This is a genomic window from Clostridium sp. AF34-13 (assembly GCF_003477845.1).
Lineage (GTDB): Bacteria > Bacillota > Clostridia > Lachnospirales > Lachnospiraceae > Butyribacter > Butyribacter intestini.
Window position 1 is genome coordinate 85,888 of sequence record NZ_QUEB01000001.1, and the last position, 23,946, is coordinate 109,833.

The 23,946-nt window shown below is 37.6% G+C and carries 19 protein-coding genes; all 19 read left to right on the forward strand.

Annotated elements, in window-relative coordinates; genetic code table 11:
• The first annotated feature begins 102 nt into the window (after positions 1-102).
• A complete protein-coding gene (locus DWZ63_RS00335) occupies positions 103-1,422 on the forward strand; it encodes an ATP-binding protein (protein ID WP_022014759.1) in 1,320 nt (439 codons plus the stop codon).
• Positions 1,423-1,425: 3 nt separating this feature from the next.
• Complete coding sequence (locus DWZ63_RS00340) at positions 1,426-2,778, forward strand: transglutaminase domain-containing protein (RefSeq protein WP_118498151.1); 1,353 nt, start codon at positions 1,426-1,428, stop codon at positions 2,776-2,778.
• Between the two features lie 158 nt (positions 2,779-2,936).
• On the forward strand, positions 2,937-3,440 hold the full coding sequence (gene ilvN / locus DWZ63_RS00345; protein ID WP_022014761.1) for an acetolactate synthase small subunit: 504 nt from the start codon (positions 2,937-2,939) through the stop codon (positions 3,438-3,440).
• A gap of 79 nt (positions 3,441-3,519) precedes the next feature.
• Positions 3,520-4,545 carry a ketol-acid reductoisomerase gene (gene ilvC / locus DWZ63_RS00350; protein WP_055943945.1) on the forward strand — a complete coding sequence of 342 codons (1,026 nt, stop codon included), beginning with the start codon at positions 3,520-3,522 and terminating at the stop codon, positions 4,543-4,545.
• Between the two features lie 493 nt (positions 4,546-5,038).
• Positions 5,039-5,785 carry a type I 3-dehydroquinate dehydratase gene (gene aroD / locus DWZ63_RS00355; protein ID WP_118498153.1) on the forward strand — a complete coding sequence of 249 codons (747 nt, stop codon included), beginning with the start codon at positions 5,039-5,041 and terminating at the stop codon, positions 5,783-5,785.
• 380 nt (positions 5,786-6,165) lie between these two features.
• Positions 6,166-6,678 carry a shikimate kinase gene (locus tag DWZ63_RS00360; RefSeq protein ID WP_118498155.1) on the forward strand — a complete coding sequence of 171 codons (513 nt, stop codon included), beginning with the start codon at positions 6,166-6,168 and terminating at the stop codon, positions 6,676-6,678.
• A gap of 12 nt (positions 6,679-6,690) precedes the next feature.
• The gene (locus DWZ63_RS00365) at positions 6,691-8,091 is read left to right on the forward strand and encodes an NlpC/P60 family protein (RefSeq protein ID WP_118498157.1); all 1,401 of its coding nucleotides are present in this window, start codon (positions 6,691-6,693) and stop codon (positions 8,089-8,091) included.
• Positions 8,092-8,166: 75 nt separating this feature from the next.
• A complete protein-coding gene (locus tag DWZ63_RS00370) occupies positions 8,167-9,114 on the forward strand; it encodes a glycosyltransferase family 2 protein (protein ID WP_147353186.1) in 948 nt (315 codons plus the stop codon).
• A 2-nt stretch (positions 9,115-9,116) separates the two neighbouring features.
• The gene (locus DWZ63_RS00375; protein ID WP_118498159.1) at positions 9,117-10,295 is read left to right on the forward strand and encodes a CDP-glycerol glycerophosphotransferase family protein; all 1,179 of its coding nucleotides are present in this window, start codon (positions 9,117-9,119) and stop codon (positions 10,293-10,295) included.
• Complete coding sequence (locus tag DWZ63_RS00380; protein ID WP_118498161.1) at positions 10,288-11,553, forward strand: GNAT family N-acetyltransferase; 1,266 nt, start codon at positions 10,288-10,290, stop codon at positions 11,551-11,553. Before DWZ63_RS00375 ends, DWZ63_RS00380 begins: the two co-directional genes overlap by 8 nt.
• 144 nt (positions 11,554-11,697) lie before the next feature.
• Complete coding sequence (locus DWZ63_RS00385; protein ID WP_118498163.1) at positions 11,698-11,886, forward strand: hypothetical protein; 189 nt, start codon at positions 11,698-11,700, stop codon at positions 11,884-11,886.
• A 68-nt stretch (positions 11,887-11,954) separates the two neighbouring features.
• On the forward strand, positions 11,955-12,971 hold the full coding sequence (locus tag DWZ63_RS00390; RefSeq protein ID WP_118498165.1) for a C39 family peptidase: 1,017 nt from the start codon (positions 11,955-11,957) through the stop codon (positions 12,969-12,971).
• A gap of 54 nt (positions 12,972-13,025) precedes the next feature.
• On the forward strand, positions 13,026-15,344 hold the full coding sequence (locus DWZ63_RS00395; protein ID WP_022013838.1) for a bifunctional (p)ppGpp synthetase/guanosine-3',5'-bis(diphosphate) 3'-pyrophosphohydrolase: 2,319 nt from the start codon (positions 13,026-13,028) through the stop codon (positions 15,342-15,344).
• Between the two features lie 63 nt (positions 15,345-15,407).
• Positions 15,408-16,079 carry an MBL fold metallo-hydrolase gene (locus DWZ63_RS00400; protein WP_243020432.1) on the forward strand — a complete coding sequence of 224 codons (672 nt, stop codon included), beginning with the start codon at positions 15,408-15,410 and terminating at the stop codon, positions 16,077-16,079.
• A gap of 9 nt (positions 16,080-16,088) precedes the next feature.
• On the forward strand, positions 16,089-17,687 hold the full coding sequence (gene hemZ, locus DWZ63_RS00405) for a coproporphyrinogen dehydrogenase HemZ (RefSeq protein ID WP_118498166.1): 1,599 nt from the start codon (positions 16,089-16,091) through the stop codon (positions 17,685-17,687).
• 151 nt (positions 17,688-17,838) lie between these two features.
• Positions 17,839-18,501, forward strand: coding sequence for an HD domain-containing phosphohydrolase (locus tag DWZ63_RS00410; protein WP_055943912.1), 663 nt, complete (start codon positions 17,839-17,841; stop codon positions 18,499-18,501).
• 267 nt (positions 18,502-18,768) lie between these two features.
• Entirely contained in the window at positions 18,769-20,565 is a 1,797-nt protein-coding gene (aspS, locus tag DWZ63_RS00420) for an aspartate--tRNA ligase (protein WP_055943909.1), read from the forward strand.
• Positions 20,566-20,733: 168 nt separating this feature from the next.
• On the forward strand, positions 20,734-21,237 hold the full coding sequence (locus DWZ63_RS00425; protein ID WP_055943906.1) for a phosphatase PAP2 family protein: 504 nt from the start codon (positions 20,734-20,736) through the stop codon (positions 21,235-21,237).
• Positions 21,238-21,277: 40 nt separating this feature from the next.
• Positions 21,278-23,701, forward strand: a complete 2,424-nt coding sequence (leuS, locus tag DWZ63_RS00430; RefSeq protein WP_055943903.1) for a leucine--tRNA ligase — start codon at positions 21,278-21,280, stop codon at positions 23,699-23,701.
• Positions 23,702-23,946: the final 245 nt, after the last annotated feature.

Consider the following 23,946-nt stretch of genomic DNA (forward strand, 5'->3'; position numbering starts at 1 on the left):
TAGATGTTAAAAATTTGTGCAATCGTAATTGCATAAGATATACAGCTAAGAGTTGGTTTTAGAAATAAATAACAGAAGTTAAAAATTGGAGGCGATTTTTCGATGTATCGTTTGACATCAAAACTTGTAATTTACAGAAATATAGGAAAAGACAGCATTTTATTTAAGCTTGCCGACATTTTTCAGAGGTTTTCAACAGGTCAGTATGTGAAAGAGGATCTTATTACGGAGATATATGACCAGATACATAATCTTCTTGACCTTTCAACACGCTACGGTTTTGACAAAAATCTCTGGCATAATTACCTTGCATTTCTCCTTGCGATGAGTGAAAATCCATTCACTCTCGTCTCTGAGAAAGTTGGAGCGAACGAGGGTACGGTAAACGAGTTTGCAAAGGGAGATTTTGCCATATTCAAACAGCTTTTTGACTATGATTTTTCGGCTATTGAAAAAGAGCTTGGAATCGACTGTTTCAGTGTCGTGTTAAATTATAAGGCAATCGTTAAAAGTGAGCAGATATTTAATAAGAGCGTAAGCGAGAAAGTCCAGCAGCTTAGCACTGATATTGAAAAGGCAGAAGATGAGTCTGAGATGTATAAGATAGTAACAGATTTTTACAGGACTTACGGTGTCGGAAAGTTTGGTCTTAATAAGGCATTCAGAGTAAATCACAATGAGAATACGAGACAGGCAGGTGAGATATTAGAGCCTATCACGACAACGGGAAATATGTCACTTGATGACCTTATAGGATATGAGTCACAGAAACAGAAACTTATTGAAAACACTGAGGCATTCGTAAAGGGAAAGAAAGCAAACAATGTTCTTCTTTTCGGTGATGCAGGTACAGGAAAGTCAACGAGTATCAAGGCTATCTTAAATAAATATTACAGTCAGGGACTTAGAATGATAGAGGTTTATAAGCATGAATTTAAAGATCTCTCGACGATAATCTCTGAGATAAAGAACAGAAATTATAGATTTATAATCTATATGGATGATCTCTCATTTGAGGAATTTGAGATTGAATATAAATATCTTAAAGCTGTTATAGAGGGCGGTCTTGAAACGAAACCTGACAATATTCTTATATATGCAACTTCAAACAGAAGACATCTTATAAGAGAGACATGGAGCGACCGTTCCGATATGTCGAAGGATGAACTTCACCGCTCAGATACCATGCAGGAGAAGTTATCGCTTGTTGCAAGATTTGGTGTTACGATTGGTTACTACAGACCATCACAGCAGGAATATTTTGATATTGTTATCAATCTTGCAAAGAAATATCCTGAGATTAAGCTTACAGAGGACGAGTTAAGGCTTGAGGCAAACAAGTGGGAATTAAGCCACGGCGGTATTTCAGGCCGTACGGCGCAGCAGTTTATCAACCATCTTATAGGTGTTGCAGATGATTAAAAGATGGTATATTTCTGCACGCAGGATTATCAATGGTTAGGCAGGTGTATTGCTATAAGAACTAAAGAGATATTAAATGAGAAAAGAGAAAAATATATCACAGATATGTTTATGTTGAAGAAAGACATATGTTTTAGGCACAGCAGATGTATATACATCTGCTGTATGCTTATATGTATGCTCATGTGTTTTTCAGATGCTCTTGGGCAAAGAGTATCGGCAATGGAAAAGACGGATTATGAAAGGTTGAAAACAAAAGTCATACAGGCATACAAAAATTATAAAACAGAAGTGGATGTAAGTTCTTTTGAACTTTATGTTGACAGTGATAAAAGCACTATAAAAGAGATTATGACTGAGGTTGTAAATAAGACAACAATGATATTTTATAACAATCACAGCTATTCTCTGGAATATACAGGGACAACCGGAAAAATAACAAAGATAGAACTTGGTTATGCATCAGAATATAAAAAAACAAACGGTTCAGTAAAAGAGGCTGCTATAAAAAAAGCTGCAGCAAAGCTAAATAAAGAGATAAACAAGATAACTTCTAAGATAAAGCCTGGGATGAACAGTGTTGACAAGGCTCTTTTTGTTCATGACCAGATAGCAAAGGATACTTCATATGAGGATAAGGGTTCAAATAATTCAAGACTTACCGAGTATGGTGTCCTGGTAAAACATAAAGGAAACTGCCAGGGTTATTCACTTGCATATGCTGCGGTTATGGAAAAACTGGGATTCTCAGTGCATTTCGTTGATTCGGAGTATATGGATCATGTGTGGAATCAGATTAAGATAGGTTCAAACTGGTATAATGTTGATGTTACATGGGATGATTCTGTTGACAGTGACAACGGCAAAAATCAGGATGGAGTGGTGTATCACAAGTATTTTCTTGCGAGTGATAAATATATGAAAAATCATGGGTATTCAGGGTTTGATTCATCTGGTGTGAACAGCAAAATTTATGATACGGCTTATTTTAAGAAAGTGACGAGTGCATTTGATTACAGGGGAAGTTACTGGGTGTTTATGAACACTTCAGGAATATATAAAAGGGCACATATCAGTTCCGGAAAAGCAAAATGTCTGTTAAAAGTAAAAGGCAGTTGTTTTATAAAGTTTAACAGCAATAAGTATTATTATACGGCTTATAACAGGCTTTATATTTTTAACTACAAAGAAAAAAATGCAAAACTTATATGGAGTCCCGTTAAAAAATACGGAAATTCATACTATATAACACAATTAAAGTATTCATCAGGTAAAATTAAGTATGTAGTGAAAAATACTAAAAAAAGTAAAGTAAAAAGCGGTTTGCTCAAAGTAAAGAAAAGTGGAATGATATAAATATGTTTTTTTATTTTTTAGTTTATTGACAAACCATTGTCATATTGCTAAAATGAAACATGGTAGTTAAGATAAAGTTCATTTAATATTTACACGATTATAAATATTAAATATTGACGGACTGTTATCGATTTAAAATCCTGTTTTGGAGGAAACTTATGAAAAAGAAAGTATTATCAATATTGGTTGATAACACGTCAGGTGTACTTAGCCGTATATCGGGATTGTTCAGCAGACGTGGTTACAATATAGACAGTCTCACGGTTGGTGAAACAGAAAATGCTGAGTATTCACGCATGACTGTCGTAGTCAGGGGAGATGACCACATCCTTGACCAGATTGAAAAACAGCTTGCAAAGCTTGAGGATGTAAGATGTGTCAAGGAACTTAAGAGCGGACATTCAGTATGCAGGGAGCTGGTTTTGATTACAGTTGGTGTAGAGGCATCAAACAGACCTGAGATAATAGCTATAGCTGATACATTCAGAGGTAAGATAGTAGATGTCGGAGTTGACACTATGATGATAGAACTTACCGGAAATCAGACAAAGCTTAATGCATTTATCAAACTTCTTGACGGTTATGAGATCAAGGAACTTGTGAGAACAGGTATTGCAGGACTAAGCAGAGGTGCTGAGGTAATGCTTGATGATTTCGATTAAGCAGATTAAAATTGTCGATAGCGCAGGCGATAGTCTGTACTTCACATATATTAATTAATTTTCACAGGAGGAAAATAAAATGGCAGAAGCAAGAATTTTTTATCAGGATGATTGTAATTTATCTTTATTGGATGGCAAGACAATCGCCATTATCGGATATGGTAGTCAGGGTCATGCTCATGCACTCAACCTTAAGGAGTCAGGTTGTGATGTCATTATCGGTCTTTATGAAGGTTCAAAATCTTGGGCAAAGGCTGAAAAGCAGGGCTTTAAAGTATATACAGCAGCAGAAGCTGCAAAGAAGGCTGATATTATCATGATTCTTATCAATGATGAGAAGCAGGCAGATATGTATAAAGCCGACATTGAGCCAAACCTTGAAGCAGGAAATATGCTTATGTTTGCTCATGGATTTAATATTCACTTTGGATGTATCGTACCTCCAAAGGATGTAGATGTAACAATGATCGCTCCTAAAGCACCTGGTCATACAGTACGTTCTGAGTATCAGGCAGGAAAAGGAACACCTTGTCTTGTAGCAGTAGAGCAGGATGCAACAGGTAAGGCACTTGACATGGCACTTGCATATGCACTTGGTATCGGTGGAGCAAGAGCTGGTGTTCTTGAGACAACATTCCGTACAGAGACAGAGACAGACCTCTTCGGTGAGCAGGCTGTACTTTGTGGTGGTGTTTGTGCACTTATGCAGGCTGGTTTTGAGACACTTTGCGAAGCAGGATATGATCCAAGAAATGCATACTTTGAGTGTATCCATGAGATGAAACTTATCGTAGATCTTATCTACCAGTCAGGTTTCGCAGGAATGAGATATTCTATCTCTAACACAGCAGAGTATGGCGATTACATCACAGGACCTAAGATTGTAACAGAAGATACAAAGAAAGCTATGAAACAGGTTCTTAAGGATATTCAGGATGGTACATTCGCAAAAGAATTCCTTCTCGATATGTCACCGGCAGGACGTCAGGTTCACTTCAAGGCTATGAGAAAACTTGCTTCTGAGCATCAGTCAGAGAAAGTCGGAGAAGAAATCCGTAAGCTTTATAGCTGGAACAATGAGGGAGACAAACTCATCAACAACTAATTTTTGAAATATAATGATGCGTGCATCTTATAATATAAATTAGTACATATGACATGATTATAAATAAAAGGAGTACATCGCTTTATGCCGGTGTGCTCCTTTTTTGACAATATGGGTATGTAAACTTTACAAGGAGTTAATATTATTTTATAATAGCGTTATGAGCAGGTTGTGAATATCCGTTTTACTTTAGGATGATAGTGTGGAAAATCCATATATGCAGGATTTTAGTGTGGAAAATCCGATTTTTCACACACAAGATTTGTGTCTGCGCACACTTGACACAAATCTTATGTGCGAAAGTCAAAAACTTTCGCACTATGCACAAAAAAGTGTGCAGAAATGAGGAGTAATATGGTACTTATAGCAGGAGTAATAGGAATCGTTGTTATAGCGGTAGTTGTAGTAGTGGCAGCAGTAGTGGCTGTTACGGCAGGAGTTAAAGATACACTTAAAGATGATGAATAAAATCCGGCAGGAAAGGAAATGACCGATGATAAGAGTTAGAGATATAACGATAGGAGAGGGGAGTCCAAAGATATGTGCACCTGTGGTGGAAGTGACACAGGAGGATATACTTGAGGAGGGAGAAAAACTTGCATTAAGTAAGGGTGTTGACCTTATAGAGTGGAGAATAGATTTTTATGATGAAAGTTCTGATATTTCAAAAATTCTTCAGACAGCGAGTCTGCTGAGAACCGTCGTTGGAAAGAAACCGCTGCTTGCAACATTCCGTACAAAGAACGAGGGCGGAAACAAAGAGATAGAAGAGTCTGCATATAAAGATATGCTTATAGCTATTTCAGAGAGCGGTGATATTGATATGGTCGATATAGAAGTATATTTTATGGACGAAAAAAACACGGAGGACATTGTAAAGTCTCTTAAAAAAAATGTTGTTGTTGTGGGTTCGTATCATGATTTTGACAAGACACCGTCTTATGATGAGATAATCAAAAGATTATGTTTTATGAAATCCCAGGGTGTTTCGATACCAAAACTAGCCTGTATGCCGCAAAACAGGCATGATGTATTTACATTGATGGAAGCGACGCAGGATTTTGTAAGTAAAAATGTCGGATTGCCGGTCATAACAATGTCGATGGGAGACTATGGCAAAGTTAGCAGAGTGGCAGGGAAAAGTTTTGGTTCTGCAGTGACATTTGGTTGTCTTGGAAAGGCAAGTGCACCGGGGCAGATAAATGTTGATGATTTGAGGGCGATTTTAAATATCCTATGATAAAATAGGTAATTGCGAAACTAACTATATGTTGTGTCAATTGCACAGATATAACAAATAATATCGTCGGCACGCTCTCGCTATGTTGTCGTTCGTAGCAGTACATAAATCAGCAAAAAACGCTGCCATATAAATGAATGCTACAGCTCGAAAATAAAATTTTCTCGCTGTTCGTTTCACTCATATAATTTTCATTAAAAATAATTGTATGCAAGCATACATTATTTTTAGTTTGAAAATTGCATTCATTTAGAGTACAAAGTGCTGATGACAACAAAAATTCCGACTAACACTATTTGTTATATCTGCACAATTTAATCAAGATTTATGACAGTTTCGCAAACGCATGGCTACAATATAAAGACAAAGGGAGAGAACAGATGAACAGATTAAAGGAACATATTTTTATGATCGGTTTTATGGGGGTCGGTAAGACGAGCACTTCAAGGATTCTCAGTAAAAAACTTGGGGTTAAGGAAAAAGATACTGATGCAATGATTGTAAAACAGGAGAAAAAAAGTATTGCAGAGATTTTTGCTGACGAGGGAGAAGAATACTTCAGAAAAACAGAAACAGGCATTATAGATAAGTTGGCCGAACTTGAACCGTGTATCGTTTCTTGCGGTGGAGGTATGGCGATGAGAGAAGTAAATGTGGAAAAGATGAAAAAAATAGGTAAAGTGGTACTTCTTACGGCAACACCGGAGACAATATATTCTCATGTGAAAGACAGTACCAACAGACCACTTTTAAATGGCAATATGAATATACCATACATAAAAAAACTTATGGAGGAGCGGGCACCAAAATATAATGCGGCTGCGGATATAGTGATAGAGACTGACGGATGTACTCCTTCTCAGGTAGCAGATAAGATAATAGACAGTTTATAGGAGGACAGATTATTGAAAAACAAAATGGATGAAGTTTATAATAAGAGCAAAAAAGGAATTTGTATATTTTTGGTGTTTGTAATGTGCGTAAGTCTGATGTCATTTGCGGGAAATTACAGGAAAGCAGCTGCGGAAGAAAAAAATATTGAGTTTGATGTTGAGAATATTAAGGATTATAATGTTTCGATACATGACTCAGGTGTATTTACACTTGTAAATTATACAAGTGAAAAAGGTGATGTCGAATCGGTCAAGTGGAGTGTCAGTGATGAAAATATTATGAAAGTCACTGATATAGAAAATCTTGGTGCACAGTATGAGGCACTTTCTTCAGGAAAAGTTGATGTGTATGCGGATATTACAATCAAGGGAACGGGAATAATATCTGACAGTGCTGAAGATACAGACGACAGTGAGGATAATACATATGATGAGTCTACATATTATGACAGACTTACATTTAGTGTTTTTGTATATCCTGATATGTCAAATGTTGAGCTTGAGTCTTCAAGCCAGACTAAATATATGTCTTCATATGATTACAATACAAAATTTGATTTTAAGTTGAAAAGTGACATTGCTTTAGACGGAGAAAATCAAAATATCGACTTTGATTATAAGTCATCAAATTCATCAATGTCAGTTTCAGCAAAGTTAAAAAATAATGTTGTTTCTATATGGGCATATAAACCTGGAAAAACAACAGTTACATTTACAATATATGGAGCAACTTTTAATGTTTATATTAATGTTATTAAGGTAAAAATAAACAGGACATATCTTGTATTGATAAAAGGAAAAAGCTCAAAATTATCAATAAAGGGAATATCAAAAGGAATTAAGTGGAAATCTTTAAAATCTTCTGTTGTGAAGGTAAACAGCAAAGGAAAGATAAAAGCAAGAAAAGTTGGGACATCAGTCATAATTGCAAATATAGGAGGAGCAAAAGTAGGCTGTGCAGTGTCCGTTGTAACTCCTAAGACATATAGAGTTATAAGAAAGGCAAAATCAATAGCAAAGGGAACATATAGTCAGCCAAAAAGAATGCAGAGAGGTTATTATGACTGCAGTTCACTTGTATGGCGTGCTTACTCAAGGTATGGAACTTATTTTGGAGCCAGATCATATGCACCTGTTGCCGCTGACATATGCAGGTGGTGTATGATACATCACAAAAAAGTAAGTGGAAAAATGACTGAGGGACAGATACAGAAGATGAAATTTAGAGCAGGTGATCTTATTTTTAAGCCGGGTGCAAAAAACGGAAGATATAAAGGTGTATATCATGTTGAAATGTTTACGGGTTACAGGGTTACAGGATTTACATCTAAGGGCAAACCGGTTTTAAGTACGGAATGGGCAAACCGTACAACAGGTTATGATGCATATGGTTCTATCGTGGAAAGACCATAAGTGGCTGCCCGCTGCACACATGGTGTGGAAGTCATATGATAAAGGAAATATGTGGAAATGGAGAATTGATTTATTGTGATTACTATTATAATGGCTGTCTATAATGGACAGGAATATATAAGAGAACAGCTTGAGTCGCTGAAAGACCAGACATATACAGAATGGAGACTTGTCATAAGGGATGACCGCAGTAGTGACAAAACGGCGGAGATAGTTAAAAAGTTTTCAGATGAAGTTGAGCAGGAAGTAATATTTAAAGTAAATGAAAAACCGAGCGGCTCCGCAAAAAATAATTTCGCTCTTTTGATAAATGATGCGAAAGAGTCTGATTATGTTATGTTCTGCGACCAGGATGATATTTGGAAAAAGGACAAGATAGAAATTACATTTAATAAGATGAAACAGGCAGAGGAAAGATATGGCAGAGACTTTCCTCTGCTTGTTCATGGTGATGTGGAAGTTATTGATGAAAACGGAAATATAAATGCAGATTCAATGTTTGAAATGTCACATATAAATGCAGATTCAAAACTGCCACAGATACTTATACAAAATCATGTGACCGGATGTACGATGATGTGTAACAAAAAACTTATAGCCGGAATATCAGAATATGCGTCTTCTGAATATATAATCATGCACGACTATCTTGCAGCATTATATGCATCGGTTTTTGGAAAGATAGAAGTTATAAAGAAGCCGCTGCTTAGTTACAGGCAGCATTCAGGCAACAGTGTCGGTGCTAAAAATAATAATAATCCGGTATATCTTTTAAAAAGGCTTGCAAATGGCAGAAAAAGTTATAAAGAAGCTATGGAAACATCAAGAAATCAGGTGAAATTTTTTGTGGAGATATACAGAAAAGAATTAGCTGCAGAAAAGTATTGTGAAGAATATGAGCTTATGAGCGGATATGCTTCTCTTGGCAGCAGAGCGAAATTGTATCGTATTATGTTCTATAAGAAAAATCACATCTGGAAAAATGGAACTATAAGAAAAATAATGCAGGTTATCTGGGGGTAGTGATGATAAAAGTATTAAAAGCAGTTAAAGTGGTATTTAAGTATATTGTTATGTTTCTTACAATGCTCATGCCCAGAGATTACAAGCTGTGTGTATTTGGAGCATGGCTTGGGGAGAGGTTTGCAGACAACTCAAAACAGTTGTTTATAGAGGCATCAGACAGGGATGATATAAGGGCAGTATGGATAACAAAAGACAAAACTATTGTTGATGAAATAAGAAAAATGGGATATGAGGCTTGCCTGTGGGGAACAAAAGAAGCAAGAAAAGTTCAGCTTCGTGCAGGATATGCAGTTATCTCAAATGGTATAAGTGACCTTGAACATACATTTCTCGGAAATTCGATAATAATCGACCTTTGGCATGGTGTACCGCTTAAAAAAGTAGTTTATGACAACAAATATGAAAAAAACTGGGACAGTCCGAAACAGAAGTTAAGAGACAGTCTTATTTATATACCGCTTGGAAAAATGTACTTTGTTGCGACAAGTGAGATGTTTGTGCCTATTTATCAGAGTGCGTTTAGAAGAAGAAAAGACCAGATAATATGTCTGGGACAGCCACGAAGTGATATTTTTTTTGATGAGAAAAAACCGAAGCCTTATTTTCCGGGTAAAAATATAATTCTTTATTGCCCGACACATAGAAATGAAGGAAAAGAACCTATTCATATTGAAAAGATTTTTGAACTGGATAAACTTGAAAAATACCTTGCAGGGAGAGATTATTATCTTGTTATAAAGAAACATTTTTATCACAGGGAGGAAATTGAAAATCTTGAAAAATATCCTCATATTATTGATATTACAAGAGAGGATATAGACACACAGATACTTACAATCGAATCAAAAGCACTGATAACAGACTATTCAAGTATTTATATTGATTATCTGCTGCTTGACAGACCTATACTGTTTTATTGCTATGATTATAAGCATTATCTTGAAAAAGACAGGGAAATGTATTTTGAATATGAGGACGTAACGCCGGGAGAGAAAGCGGAGAATTTTGACGAACTTTTTGAACAGATAAAAGGAGTCATTGAAAACGGTGGAGATTACGGAAGAAAAGACAGGGAACGAGTGAAAAATATGTTCTATTGTAAGGCAGGACAGGGACCGGTTGGAAATATTCTTTTAGATATGATGGTAAACAGGGAGATTGGAAAAAAGCATGAGTAGATATGATAAAGCCAAGGTGAAAATTATAAAGCCTTGTGAGCGTACAAAAAAACTGGAGGAAGTATGCAGGAGGTTGTGGAAAAATAATTTTGATGACAGCACAGAATATATATCGTTTTATTTTTCAGACAGATGGAAAGAGAGCACGACGATTATTTACGGTGAAGAGAGTATGCTGCATCTGAATCCGTACCGTATGCAGCTTTTCGGCAGTGAAAAAACAATATATTATATTGTGGGAGTTTGTACCGACAAGGCATACAGGCACAGGGGATATATGGATGCACTCTTAAGAGAGAGTTTCAGATATCTTTATGAAAAGGATGCACCGTTTGTTTATCTTATGCCGGCTGATGAAAAAATCTATCTCCCATATGATTTTACAAATGTTTATACGGTAAATTCATTTGAGATTGTTTCGAGGAATGGTGAAAGAAAAAATATTGACAATAAATTGTTGGCGGCAGGGTATGACAAAATAGCACAAAATGAAATAAAAGCTGCTGTTTATGCTGAAATGTCATCAAATGAAATTGAGGTTATCGGGTATGCTGAATTGTCAGAAAAACAGAAGTCGGAATTTATAATCAGGTCTGAAAAGATAATGTCAGAAATATTTGATTGTTATGTAAAGAGAGATGAGTTTTATTTTGAACAGAAAAACCGTGAGATGAAAGCCTGTGGCGGTGAGCTGGCTGTTTTTGTGAAAGCCGGTAAAATCACGGGGTATGTGATGTATATATGTGAAGATAATCCGGAGACTGTTGAGACAGTGATATTTGATGAGAGAGACGGTACAGAAAAATATATTGATGCACTTTTTGAATATTCATACCGCAAAGGTGATATGCAGAAAAAAGGTATATCAAAGCTTAAATTTGATGAGGCATATTTTGTCGATAGAATCCTTAATGATGAAAGAAATGTTAAAGGGGGTCAAAAAATATTAAAAAGACAGACATTTGAGCTTCTTATGGCGAGGGTAATCAATATAAAAAGTTTTGTTAAAATGTTCACAACTGAGTGTGAAGAGAATATGTATGTTGAAATAGAAGATGATTTTATAGAAGAAAATAATGGAAAGTGGAATATACACCTTGGAAGAAAAAGTATGGTGACAGAGTACAGTGAGAAAAATGATACACAAAGTGATTTTTGTGATGAAAATAGAAATGATAAGTACAAAAAAATGACGATTTCGCAGTTTGGGGAGCATATGTTACAAAAAAATAAGTTTTATCTTAATGAAATGGTTTGAAAATTTGACGGACATGGGTGTATAATGTATTATTATCTAAACACAGGTTATTGTGAAACATTATTTGTTATATTTGTGCAATTTATCAAGGATAAAGACAGTTTCACAAAGGTCTGATTAGCGAAACGGATACGGAGGAAATATATGGGTAAGGAAGATAAGAGCAGTTTTTATAGAAAGTGGAATAAAGAGATTGATAAATTGGCTGACAATAAGAGCCGCTATGAGTGGGATGAGATAGAGGAACTTATAACAGATGAGTTTGAGAATGAGAATATCACTTCAGATGAATTTGATGAGCTTATGGCAAAGCTTATGGAATTTGATATGTAGGGTAAGTAAGTGAGGGTTAATGTTCACATCCGTGGTGTGACAGACAACCAGAGAGGGGCTTTGATAGAGTGACGCGTGAGGAGATAGAGTACAGAAGATACCTAGAGAGAAGAATACGAAGAAGAAAAAGAAGAAGGCAGGTTATGATAGCAAGAGCTGTGCTTCTTATAGTTATGCTTTTTGCCTTGTTTGGCGTTTTTTCTTTAGTAAGAGGACTTACAGGCGGACATGGCAGTTCAAAAAAGAGCAGTAAGGAAACTCCGAAAATGGCGGAGCAGACTTATGAACCAAAAGCAGAAAATAAACAGACACCTGAGGTGAAAAAGAAGAAAGCGACTGCAAAGCCGGCAGATGATGAAGCAGATGTACCTGCAAATGTGCCAAATGGGTATGAAAAACTATATAACAGCCTTGTGAGGTTAAAGGGCAGATATGACGGTGTTGAAGATATACTTATGAACATATCAAAATATCCTAAGGAACTATTAAATCTTGCGATAAAAAATCACGAAACTATAGAGTTTGTGGCAGGCTACCCTAAGCATGATAAGGACATTGAAGCAAATGGAAGGATAAGTGCAAATGAGTTAAAAAAAGGGATACCTTTATTACAGCAGTGGGATACCAGATGGGGATATGTAAAATACGGGAACTCGATGATTGCAGTTAATGGCTGTGGTCCTACCTGCCTTGCAATGGTCTATGCAGGGATAACAAAAGATACGGCAATGACACCGGCGGATATAGCGGAATATTGTTCAAATAATAATTATTATAATGATGATACAGGAACATCATGGACACTTATGACGGAGGGGGCAAAGGACTTTGAACTTTCAGTAAAGAAAGTTTCGTTAAATGCTGCTTCAATAAAAGCAGAACTTAAACAGAAAAGACCTATGATATGCAGTATGTCACCGGGGGATTTTACGACCCAGGGACATTTTATAGTAATAAAAGGAATTGATTCTAAAGGAAAGCTTCTTATAAATGATCCGAATAGTATCGCCAATTCAAAGAAGCGGTGGAGTATCGGAAGGATTATAAAGCAGATTAAGGCAGCATGGAGTTATTCACAGGAATAGAAATCAAATGCTTTGTGAATGTTTAAATTATATTACACAGGATGGAGGCAGCATATGGATAAGACTGATAAAAAGAGTATGGAGCTGAAGATAGATAATGGGGAATTAAAAACCAGTATGATACCGGAAGATTTTACGGATCCGCAGATTCTTTATGACAAATTGATAGCCATGATAAAGAGATATCATCCGTCAGGAGATATATCACAGATTGAAAAAGCATATAAGATAGCATATAAAGCACATGACGGACAGCTTAGAAAATCGGGTGAGCCATATATCATCCATCCGGTGTGTGTCTGTATCATACTTGCCGAACTGGAGCTTGATAAGGAGACTATAGTTGCAGGTATGCTTCACGATGTTGTTGAAGATACGGTTATGACAAGTGAGGAGATAGCGGCTGAGTTTGGTGACGAGGTTGCACTTCTTGTCGATGGAGTTACAAAGCTTACACAGTTAAACTATGTTGCCGACAAGGTAGAAGTTCAGGCAGAGAACTTAAGAAAGATGTTTCTTGCAATGGCAAAGGATATAAGAGTTATCCTTATAAAACTTGCAGACAGACTTCACAATCAGAGAACAATGCAATATCAGACGCCTGAAAAGCAGAAGGAAAAATCAAGGGAGACACTCGATATCTATGCACCTATCGCAGACAGACTTGGTATTTCTAAAGTTAAAGTTGAACTTGATGATCTTGCTTTCAAATATCTTGAGCCGGATGTATATAATGACCTTGTTGAGAGGATAGATAAGGGCAGGGGCAGGAGAGAGGAATTTATCAAGCAGATAGTTTCCGAGGTAGATAAACATATCAAAGAGGCCGGTATAGAAGCAACTATCGATGGCAGGGCAAAGCATTATTTCAGCATCTACAAAAAGATGATAACGCAGAACAAAAAACTTGAACAGATATATGACCTTTTTGCCGTGAGGATAATCGTAGATACTGAGAGAGAATGTTATACGGCTCTTGGTGTCATACATGAGATATATAAGCCTATTCCAGGGCATTTTAAAGATTATATAGCTATGCCGAAACCAAATAATTATCAGTCACTTCATACAACTCTTATCGGACCGCAGGGTCAGCCTTTTGAGATACAGATAAGAACCTATGAGATGCATAGAACTGCTGAGTACGGTATTGCTGCACATTGGAAATATAAGGAAAACCAGTACGGACACAATACTGCCGACAGCGAGGAGGAAAAACTCGCATGGCTCAGAAGAATTCTTGAGTGGCAGAGAGATATGTCTGACAATAAGGAATTTTTAAGTCTTTTAAAGAGTGACCTGGATCTTTTCTCAGACCATGTTTACTGTTTTACCAAAGATGGTGATGTTAAAAATCTTCCGGCAGATTCTACACCTATTGATTTTGCGTATGCGGTTCACAGTGCTGTAGGAAACAAGATGGTTGGTGCAAGGGTAAATGGAAATCTTGTGCCTATTGAGTATAAATTACAAAATGGTGACAGAGTGGAGATAATCACTTCGCAAAACTCAAGAGGACCAAGTCGTGACTGGCTCTCTATTGTAAAGAGTACACAGGCTAAAAATAAGATAAACCAGTGGTTCCGCTCGCAGTACAAAGAAGAAAATATAATAAAAGGAAAAGAGCTGCTTGCAAATTACTGTAAAGCACAGGGAATAAACCTGTATGAGCTTATAAAACCTGAATATACAGATACCTGTAAGAAGAAATATGGATTTAAGGATTGGGATTCAGTTCTTGCAGCGGTAGGACATGGTGGTTTAAAGGAAGGTCAGGTTATAAACAAGCTTCAGAGTGATTACAGAAAGAAAAATCCTACATCACCTACTGATAAGGATATACTTGAAGCTGTAAATGGAAGTACGGCAACTGCTGGAGCACAGCAAAATAAAGCGGCATCGGTTCGTTCTAAAAATGGTATAGTTGTTGCGGGAATAGATGATGTATCAGTAAGATTCTCTAAGTGCTGCAATCCGGTTCCGGGTGATGAGATAATCGGATTTGTCACAAGAGGACGAGGTGTTTCGATACACAGAACTGACTGTATAAATATGATGAATCTTTCAGAGGCGGACAGGCATCGTATAATAGAAGCAGAATGGCAGGTAAGTCCTGAGGGCAAGGACAATGAGCTTTATGATGCTGAGATAATCATCTATGCAAATGACAGAATGGGACTTTTACTGGAGATAACAAAAGTATTTACAGAGTTGAAGATAGATGTAAAGTCGATGAACATAAGAACGAGCAAACAGGGAATAGCAACGATAAATGTAGGTTTTGCAATCTGTGGAGTTGAAGCGTTACATGAAGTTACAAAGAAGATAAGACAGATAGAAGGAATAAAAGATATACAGAGAACACAGGCGTAGCGGATTGTATCAAGTTTTTTGATATGTACTGTTTATTTCAGGGTGTGGCAGACGGCCGCAGCTTTGGAAATATATTTTATAAGTGGAATGGAGATAATGATGAGTCAGTTAAAATGTGATTTTAAGGTTGTAGGACCGGTTCAGACAAACTGTTATTTTTTGAGTAATACAGATACAAGAGAATGTGTTATAGTTGACCCTGGCGAAGAAGCAGGGAATATAGCAGACTTTATAGAAAAGAAAGAGTTAAAACCGGTTGCGATACTTCTTACACATGGTCATTTTGACCATATCGGTGCAGTCGATGAGATAAGAAACAGATATGGCATAAAGGTTTATGCCGCAGCAGCGGAAAAAGAAACACTCGAAAATCCTGATATAAACCTCTCATCACAGTTTGGCAGCGGATATACGGTAAAAGCTGATGAGTTTTTAAATGACGGTCAGGAGATAGAATTACTTGGAGAGAAAGTAAGATGTCTGCTGACACCGGGTCATACAAAAGGCGGAATGTGTTACTACTTTACAGGTAGTGGAATATTGTTCTCAGGAGATACGCTTTTTCAGCAGTCGGTCGGAAGAACAGATTTTCCGGGAGGAAGCATGGGTGAGATAGTGCGTTCTATAAGAGAGAAACTTTTTGTACTTCCTGATTATGTAAGAGTTTATACGGGACATGGAATGATGACAAATATTAAGGATGAGAAGATGCTCAATCCTTTTGCCGTGGAATAGGGTGTTATTATGATAGAGATAAATTTGTCAGAGCGTGATTTTGACTATGAGATACAGGCTCTTGTAAACAGTTTTTTTCCGGGACAGAGAAGTGCTGTGGTTATCTGCGGTGAGGAAAGAAGTGAGTATGAGTTTGCGGATGATATTTTACTCACGGTAAATATCAGTCTTTCAATGAAACAGATAGCTGTAGAAGTTATCTGTGGAGATTACGACTTAAAGAAAACGGAAGAGGTAACAGGTGAAAAAGACTGGCATAAAAATAAAGATAAGACAACACATCCGTACAGAACATATTATAAAAATGTACTGAAAAAGCTCATTTTTGAGCAGCTTAGAGATATACCGGCTGAAAAACTCAATGATATATCAGACGGTCACTTATTAAAGAGAGTAATACCTTTATGGGGGACAATGACAGGGGTAAGACCTGCAAAGATAGCCATGAATGAGCTATTGTCTGGAAAAATGGAGGATGAAGTAAGAAAAGAACTTAGAGATACTTACTGCTGTAGTGAGGAAAAAATTGAGCTTGGTCTTGAAATTGCAAAAAAGGAAGCAGAAATTCTTGAAAAATGTGATTACAAAACCGGTTACAGTCTCTATATAGGTATCCCGTTCTGTCCTACTACTTGTCTTTACTGTTCATTTACATCATATCCATATGAAAAATTCGGTCATCTTGCGGAAAAATATCTTGATGCGTTAGAAAGAGAGATAAAGTATCTTGCGAACATTTATAAAGATAGAAATGTGACAAGTATATATGTTGGCGGCGGAACACCGACCACGCTCACGGCAATGCAGCTAGACAGACTTATAAGCTGCATAAAAGAAAACTTTCCTATGGAACTTGGATATGAATTTACGATAGAGGCAGGCAGACCTGACAGCATTACAAGAGAAAAACTTGAAGTAATGTATAATCATGGTGTCAGAAGAATATCAGTAAATCCACAGACGATGCAGCAAAAGACATTAGACCTTATTGGAAGAAAACATACGGTGGAGCAGACAATAGAAGCTTTTAGGCTTGCCAGACAGGTTGGATTTGACAACATAAACATGGATCTCATAATCGGGCTTCCGGGGGAGAATGAAGATGATTTCAGAGATACCCTGCACCGGATAAAAGAATTAAATCCTGACAGTCTGACTATACATTCACTTGTTGTAAAAAGGGCTTCAAGGCTTCGCAGTGTACTTGATGAAGAAGAAAAGAAAAACAGCGGCAAGGCAGATGGAATATTATCTGAAAATGACAAGGCGGCTGTTATGGAAAAGATGCTCGATATAGGCCAGAAATTTGCAAAGAGTGAGGGATATGAACCTTACTATATGTACCGCCAGAAAAACTCGGCAGGACACTTTGGCAGCAGCGGTCAGGAAAATATCGGATATGCGAGAAAAGGAAAAGAGTGTATATACAATATTCTTATAATGGAGGAAAAGCAGGGAATACTTGCAGCGGGAGCAGGAGCGAGCACTAAGAAAATGCTTGCCGATGAGAAAGTAAAGCGTTGCGAGAATGTTAAGGATATTACATCTTATATATCGAGGGTTGATGAGATGATAGAAAGAAAAAGGCAGTTATTTTCAGAGGAGTAATTGAGGTTTAGATAATAAATATCATAATGACAAGAAACTAAATGGAGTTTTAGTGTGAAAAATCTAATTTTTTACACACAAGATTTGTGTCTGTGCACACTTGACACAAACTTGATATGCACAAAAAATGTGTGCAGAAATGAAGATTACTATGGAAAACTATTTTGATAGGATTTTGGAGAATAAAAAAATTCCTAAACAGATAAAAGAAACAGTCTGCTCAGAAATGCACCATGCACTTGAGGTGAGCAATATGGCTGTTCTTATTTCAAAAGAACTGGGAAAAGACAAACAATTCCGTGATGATATTGCAGTTGCAGGAGTCTTGCATGATATAGGGAAGTTAAGGGTAAACAGATATGTGTATTCTGATGAAAAGGATGATACACTTGTTATTGAGAAAATGAAGTATGTGAGGATGCACTCGACATACAGCAGAGATATATTAAAAGGTGAAGATTACCCTGAAAATATAATAGAAGCAGTATATCATCACCATGAGAATTATGATGGCTCCGGGTATCCAGATGGTCTTAAGGGAAAAAATATCCCTGAAATGTCTAGGATACTTAGAACCTGTGATGTATTTTCGGCTCTTATAACAGACAGAAGTTATAGAAAGGCATTTGATCCTAAAACGGCAATGGCGATAATGATAGATGAAGTAGAGGACTATGATATGGAAGTATTTCTTGCGTTTCAGCGTGTATTCCATGCCGATGATTTTCCGGAGACAAAAAGACTTCAGGAGATGTCAGATGGATTGCAAATGGAAACACTGGGTATGTTTGAGAAAGAAGTGTTATTATTTTAGAAAGTTTTTGCTCATTTGTAAATCGAATGGGCTTTTTGAATGTATAGAAAAATGCTCGTGAAGTAGTTCGTTGATTAGTACGATACACCAATGTGGGAAGCTTATGTAAACGGATATAGGGAGGAACTTGTAGGATTTACGAGAAGTCTTTTGTATTAAAAAATCCATTTCTCGCCACTTCACAAACAGTAAAAAATCTGTTATACTGCTAGATTAGAGAGTTTTATTAGACAATTAAGAGTTACAGATATTGGAGGACAAGACAAAATGGCTGAATCAATGAGAGGCATGAAGCGTACTTGCAGATGTGCCGAGTTAAGTGAAAAAAATATTGGTGAAGAAGTCACTATGATGGGATGGGTTCAGAAGCAGAGAAATAAAGGTGGTATCATCTTTGTTGATATGCGTGACCGTTCAGGAATATTACAGGTTATCTTTGAAGATGGAGAGATAAATGAAGCTGATTTCGCAAAGGCAGAGAAGCTTAGAAGTGAGTTTGTCATAGCTGTTAAAGGTAAGGTTACGGCACGTTCAGGTGCGGTTAATGAAAATCTTGCCACAGGTGCCATCGAGCTTCGTGCAGAAGAACTGCGTGTTCTTTCTGAGTCAGATACACCACCGTTCCCTATCGAAGCGGACAGCAAGACAAAAGAGGAACTCAGATTAAAATACCGTTATCTCGACCTTAGAAGACCTGATCTTCAGAGAAATCTCATTATGAGAAGTAAGGTTGCAACATTGATTCGTCAGTTTCTTGCCGATGAGGGATTTTTAGAGATAGAGACACCTATGCTCACAAAGTCTACACCTGAGGGTGCAAGAGATTATCTTGTGCCAAGCCGTGTGCATCCGGGAACATTTTATGCACTGCCACAGTCACCACAGCTTTTTAAGCAGCTTCTTATGTGTTCTGGCTATGACAGATATTTCCAGCTTGCAAGATGTTTCAGGGATGAGGACCTTAGAGCAGACAGACAGCCTGAGTTTACACAGGTTGACATGGAGCTTTCATTTGTAGATGAAGATGATGTTATGGATGTAAATGAAAGACTTTTACAGAAACTTTTCAAGGAAATTCTTGATGTTGATATAGAGCTTCCTATTCAGAGAATGACATGGCAGGAGGCTATGGACAGATTTGGTTCAGACAAGCCTGACCTCCGCTTCGGAATGGAGTTAAAGGATGTTTCAGAAGTAGTTAAGGGATGCGGTTTTGGCGTATTTACCGGAGCACTTGAAAACGGAGGTTCAGTCCGTGGTATCAATGCAAAGGGACAGGGCGGTATGCCTCGTAAGAAGATTGACGCACTTGTTAAGTTTGCAAAGGACTTCGGTGCAAAAGGTCTTGCATACCTTGCAATAAATGAGGATGGAACATACAAGTCATCATTTGCTAAATTTATGACTGATGATGAGCTTAAGGCTCTTGTTGATGCGATGGAGGGTGAACCAGGTGACCTTCTCTTATTTGCAGCCGACAAGAATAAGATAGTATGGGATGTACTTGGAAACTTAAGACTTGAGATTGCAAAAAATCTTGACCTTCTTGACAAGAATGTTTACAAATTCCTCTGGGTTACAGAGTTCCCTGAGTTTGAGTATTCAGAAGAACAGGGAAGATACCTTGCAATGCACCATCCGTTCACTATGCCGTTCGAGGATGATATTCAGTACCTTGAGTCAAATCCTGAAAAAGTTCGTGCGAGAGCATATGACATTGTTCTTAACGGAACAGAGATTGGTGGAGGTTCTATCCGTATCCATCAGGATGATGTTCAGGAGAAGATGCTTCGTGCACTTGGATTTACTGATGAGAAAGCACATGAGCAGTTCGGTTTCCTTCTCGATGCGTTTAAGTATGGAGTACCGCCACACGCAGGACTGGCCTATGGTCTTGACAGACTTGTCATGATAATGGCACACGAGGACAGCATCAGAGATGTTATTGCATTCCCTAAGATTAAGGATGCGTCATGTCTTATGACAGATGCCCCTAATGTTGTCGATGACAAGCAGCTTGAGGAACTCAGTCTTGAAATTGCAAAATCGGAGCAGGAACAGTAAGCATGATATTACTCTGGTAACAATTTGCAGTTGTTATAATGATGATAGTCGTATCGCAGTGTGTGAACAGTAATGGCAGTTAAATGTTATATGGCTAACGTCACATCGCAGTGTGTGAGCAGCAATAATGATTAAGATTGTTATATGAGTATGAGTCCGGAGGATGTTTTGAAAAAAGAGACATATGAAAAGATAATAGGACTGCTTGGCAGAAAAAAAGCAGTCCCGATAGTTATAGATATATTTGGAAAGATACTTACGGTTCTTACTGCATTTTTATATTTTGTCGAGATAGGCTGGCTTGTTGTGAGCAGGGAATATAAACTTGTCGCAGGACTTATCATAGTTCCGGCACTGTTCTTTGTTTTGCTGAGCAAGTTAAGGGAAAAGATAAATGCTAAAAGACCATATGAACTGTACGGCTTTAAACCTCTTATAAAGAAAGATACAAATGGTCTTTCTTTTCCGAGCCGCCATGTATTCTCGATATTTGTCATAGGCGGTTCGATATGGGTTATAAATAAGATATTAGGAACAATAATTCTTATAATGGGACTGTTTCTTGCAATTATCAGGGTTATCATGGGAGTACATTTTCCTAAAGATGTTATCGCAGGTGCAGTCATTGGTTGTGTGTGCAGTATGGCTATGTTTATATTTTTACTTTTGTAGTATGATTCCGGGAGTACATGAAATAGAAATGGAGGATAAAATGGCAGATATGTATAACCACCATACGGTGGAGAAAAAATGGCAGAAGATATGGGACGACGAAAAGGCTTTTAAGACAGAAAATGATTATACAAAGCCAAAGTTTTATGCACTTGTTGAGTTCCCTTATCCGTCAGGACAGGGACTTCATGTAGGACATCCTCGTCCATATACGGCTCTTGATATAGTAGCAAGAAAACGCAGAATGCAGGGATACAATGTATTATATCCTATGGGATGGGATGCATTTGGTCTTCCTACTGAAAACTATGCTATCAAGAATAAAGTTCATCCAAAAGAGGTTACTAAGAAGAATGTTGCAAGATTTAAAGAGCAGCTTCATTCACTCGGTTATTCTTTTGACTGGGACAGAGAGATAAACACGACTGACCCTGATTATTACAAATGGACACAGTGGATTTTTCTCAAACTCTTTAATGCAGGACTTGCATATAAAAAAGAAATGCCTATCAACTGGTGTACATCATGTAAGGTAGGACTTGCAAATGAGGAAGTTGTAAACGGTGTATGCGAGAGATGTGGTTCTCCGGTAGTCCGCAAGGTTAAGAGTGAGTGGATGCTTAAGATTACAAATTATGCTGACAAACTCTTAGAGGGACTTAACGATGTAGATTATATCGAGCGAGTAAAGACTTCACAGAGAAACTGGATTGGCCGTTCAGAGGGTGCGGAGGTTGATTTCAGAATTAAAGATAAAGAGGATAAACTTCGTGTTTATACTACAAGACCTGACACACTTTTTGGTGCGACTTACATGGTCGTTTCACCTGAGCATCCTATCATTGACAAGTATAAGGATAAGATTAAAAACTGGGATGCCATTGTGGAATACAGAGAGATGGCATCAAGAAAGTCTGACTTTGAGCGTACAGAACTTGCAAAAGACAAGACCGGTGTTGTTCTTGATGGACTTACAGCTATAAATCCTATAAATGATACGGAAATTCCTATCTGGATTTCTGATTATGTACTTATGACATACGGAACAGGTGCTATCATGGCAGTTCCTGCACACGATGACCGTGACTGGGAATTTGCAAAGAAATTCTCACTTCCTATGATTCAGGTTGTTGAGGGAAGTGAGGGACCTGTGGATATAGATGCGGCTGCATTTACTGATGTGGCAACAGGAAAGATGATAAATTCAGGTTTCCTTACAGGACTTACAGTAGAAGAAGCTAAGGAGAAAGTAAAAGATTTCCTTACAGAGAAAAAGATTGGTAACCGCAAGGTAAATTATAAACTCCGTGACTGGGTATTCTCAAGACAGAGATACTGGGGCGAGCCTATTCCAATCGTACATTGTGATAAATGCGGTTATGTACCTCTTGATGAGAGTGAACTTCCTCTTTTACTTCCTGAGGTAGACAGCTATATGCCTACTGACAATGGAGAGTCACCGCTTGCGGCAATGACAGACTGGGTGAATACAACTTGCCCTTGCTGTGGAGGTCCTGCAAAGAGAGAAACAGATACAATGCCACAGTGGGCGGGTTCATCATGGTATTTCTTGAGATATACTGACCCGACAAATACAGAGGCACTTGCAAGCCCTGAAGCACTTAAATACTGGCTTCCTGTTGACTGGTACAACGGTGGTATGGAGCATACTACACTCCATCTTCTCTACTCCCGTTTCTGGCATAAATTCCTCTATGATGAGGGTGTTGTGCCTACTCCTGAACCATACCAGAAGAGAACATCTCATGGTATGATCCTTGGTGAAAACGGCGAGAAGATGAGTAAATCACGCGGAAATGTAATCAATCCTGACGATATTGTAAAAGAATACGGAGCAGATACACTTCGTACTTACGAGATGTTCATCGGAGCATTTGACCTCAGTGCATCTTGGTCAGATGATGGTGTAAAAGGATGCCGCCGTTTCCTCGACAGAGTATGGAAACTTCAGACAATGCTTGATAAAGACAATGACGGTTATTCAAAAGACCTTGAGACAAAGATGCATCAGACAATAAAGAAAGTAAGCAGTGACTTTGAAAACCTCAAGTACAATACTGCTATAGCCGCAATGATGGCACTTATAAATGACTTTTATAAGAAGAACAGTATTACACTTGGCGAGTACAAGACGCTCATCACACTTCTCAATCCTGTAGCACCTCATATAACAGAAGAAATCTGGGAGATAATAGGAGGTGAGGGCAGACTTTACGAGCAGTCATGGCCTGAGTATGAAGAAGCAAAGACTGTAGAGTCAACCGTAGAGATAGCCGTTCAGATAAACGGAAAGACAAAAGTAACACTTTCAATCGGAAAAGACGATGCCAAAGACGATGTACTTGCGAGAGCAAAAGAAGCACTTGGCGACAGACTTGACGGAAAGAACATCATCAAAGAAATTTATGTACCGGGAAGAATTGTAAACATAGTGGCAAAATAAATCCGTAAGCCTGACACTTGCTGTCAGGCTATACGCCAAAGAATTAAATTTTTGTCAGATTACAGCCTCATGCATCGAAGATGCATTTAAAACAGGCTGTAATCTTTAGTGTTTGTACCGCACGGGGCAAACACTAAAACATAGTGGCAAAATAAAGTCATATGATTTGCAAAAAAATGACATAAATATATACTAAGATTAAACTCAAGCTGAGGCTGATAATATCATTTCAGCCTCAGTATTTA

Bases quoted from the DNA above. Each gene is read 5' to 3' on its own strand.
- DWZ63_RS00395 (WP_022013838.1), top strand. From the start codon at position 13,026: ATGGATAAGACTGATAAAAAGAGTATGGAGCTGAAGATAGATAATGGG.
- DWZ63_RS00380 (WP_118498161.1), top strand. From the start codon at position 10,288: ATGAGTAGATATGATAAAGCCAAGGTGAAAATTATAAAGCCTTGTGAG.
- aroD (WP_118498153.1), top strand. From the start codon at position 5,039: ATGATAAGAGTTAGAGATATAACGATAGGAGAGGGGAGTCCAAAGATA.
- DWZ63_RS00360 (WP_118498155.1), top strand. From the start codon at position 6,166: ATGAACAGATTAAAGGAACATATTTTTATGATCGGTTTTATGGGGGTC.
- DWZ63_RS00335 (WP_022014759.1), top strand. From the start codon at position 103: ATGTATCGTTTGACATCAAAACTTGTAATTTACAGAAATATAGGAAAA.
- DWZ63_RS00375 (WP_118498159.1), top strand. From the start codon at position 9,117: ATGATAAAAGTATTAAAAGCAGTTAAAGTGGTATTTAAGTATATTGTT.
- ilvC (WP_055943945.1), top strand. From the start codon at position 3,520: ATGGCAGAAGCAAGAATTTTTTATCAGGATGATTGTAATTTATCTTTA.
- hemZ (WP_118498166.1), top strand. From the start codon at position 16,089: ATGATAGAGATAAATTTGTCAGAGCGTGATTTTGACTATGAGATACAG.
- aspS (WP_055943909.1), top strand. From the start codon at position 18,769: ATGGCTGAATCAATGAGAGGCATGAAGCGTACTTGCAGATGTGCCGAG.
- DWZ63_RS00385 (WP_118498163.1), top strand. From the start codon at position 11,698: ATGGGTAAGGAAGATAAGAGCAGTTTTTATAGAAAGTGGAATAAAGAG.
- DWZ63_RS00340 (WP_118498151.1), top strand. From the start codon at position 1,426: ATGGTATATTTCTGCACGCAGGATTATCAATGGTTAGGCAGGTGTATT.
- leuS (WP_055943903.1), top strand. From the start codon at position 21,278: ATGGCAGATATGTATAACCACCATACGGTGGAGAAAAAATGGCAGAAG.
- ilvN (WP_022014761.1), top strand. From the start codon at position 2,937: ATGAAAAAGAAAGTATTATCAATATTGGTTGATAACACGTCAGGTGTA.
- DWZ63_RS00410 (WP_055943912.1), top strand. From the start codon at position 17,839: ATGGAAAACTATTTTGATAGGATTTTGGAGAATAAAAAAATTCCTAAA.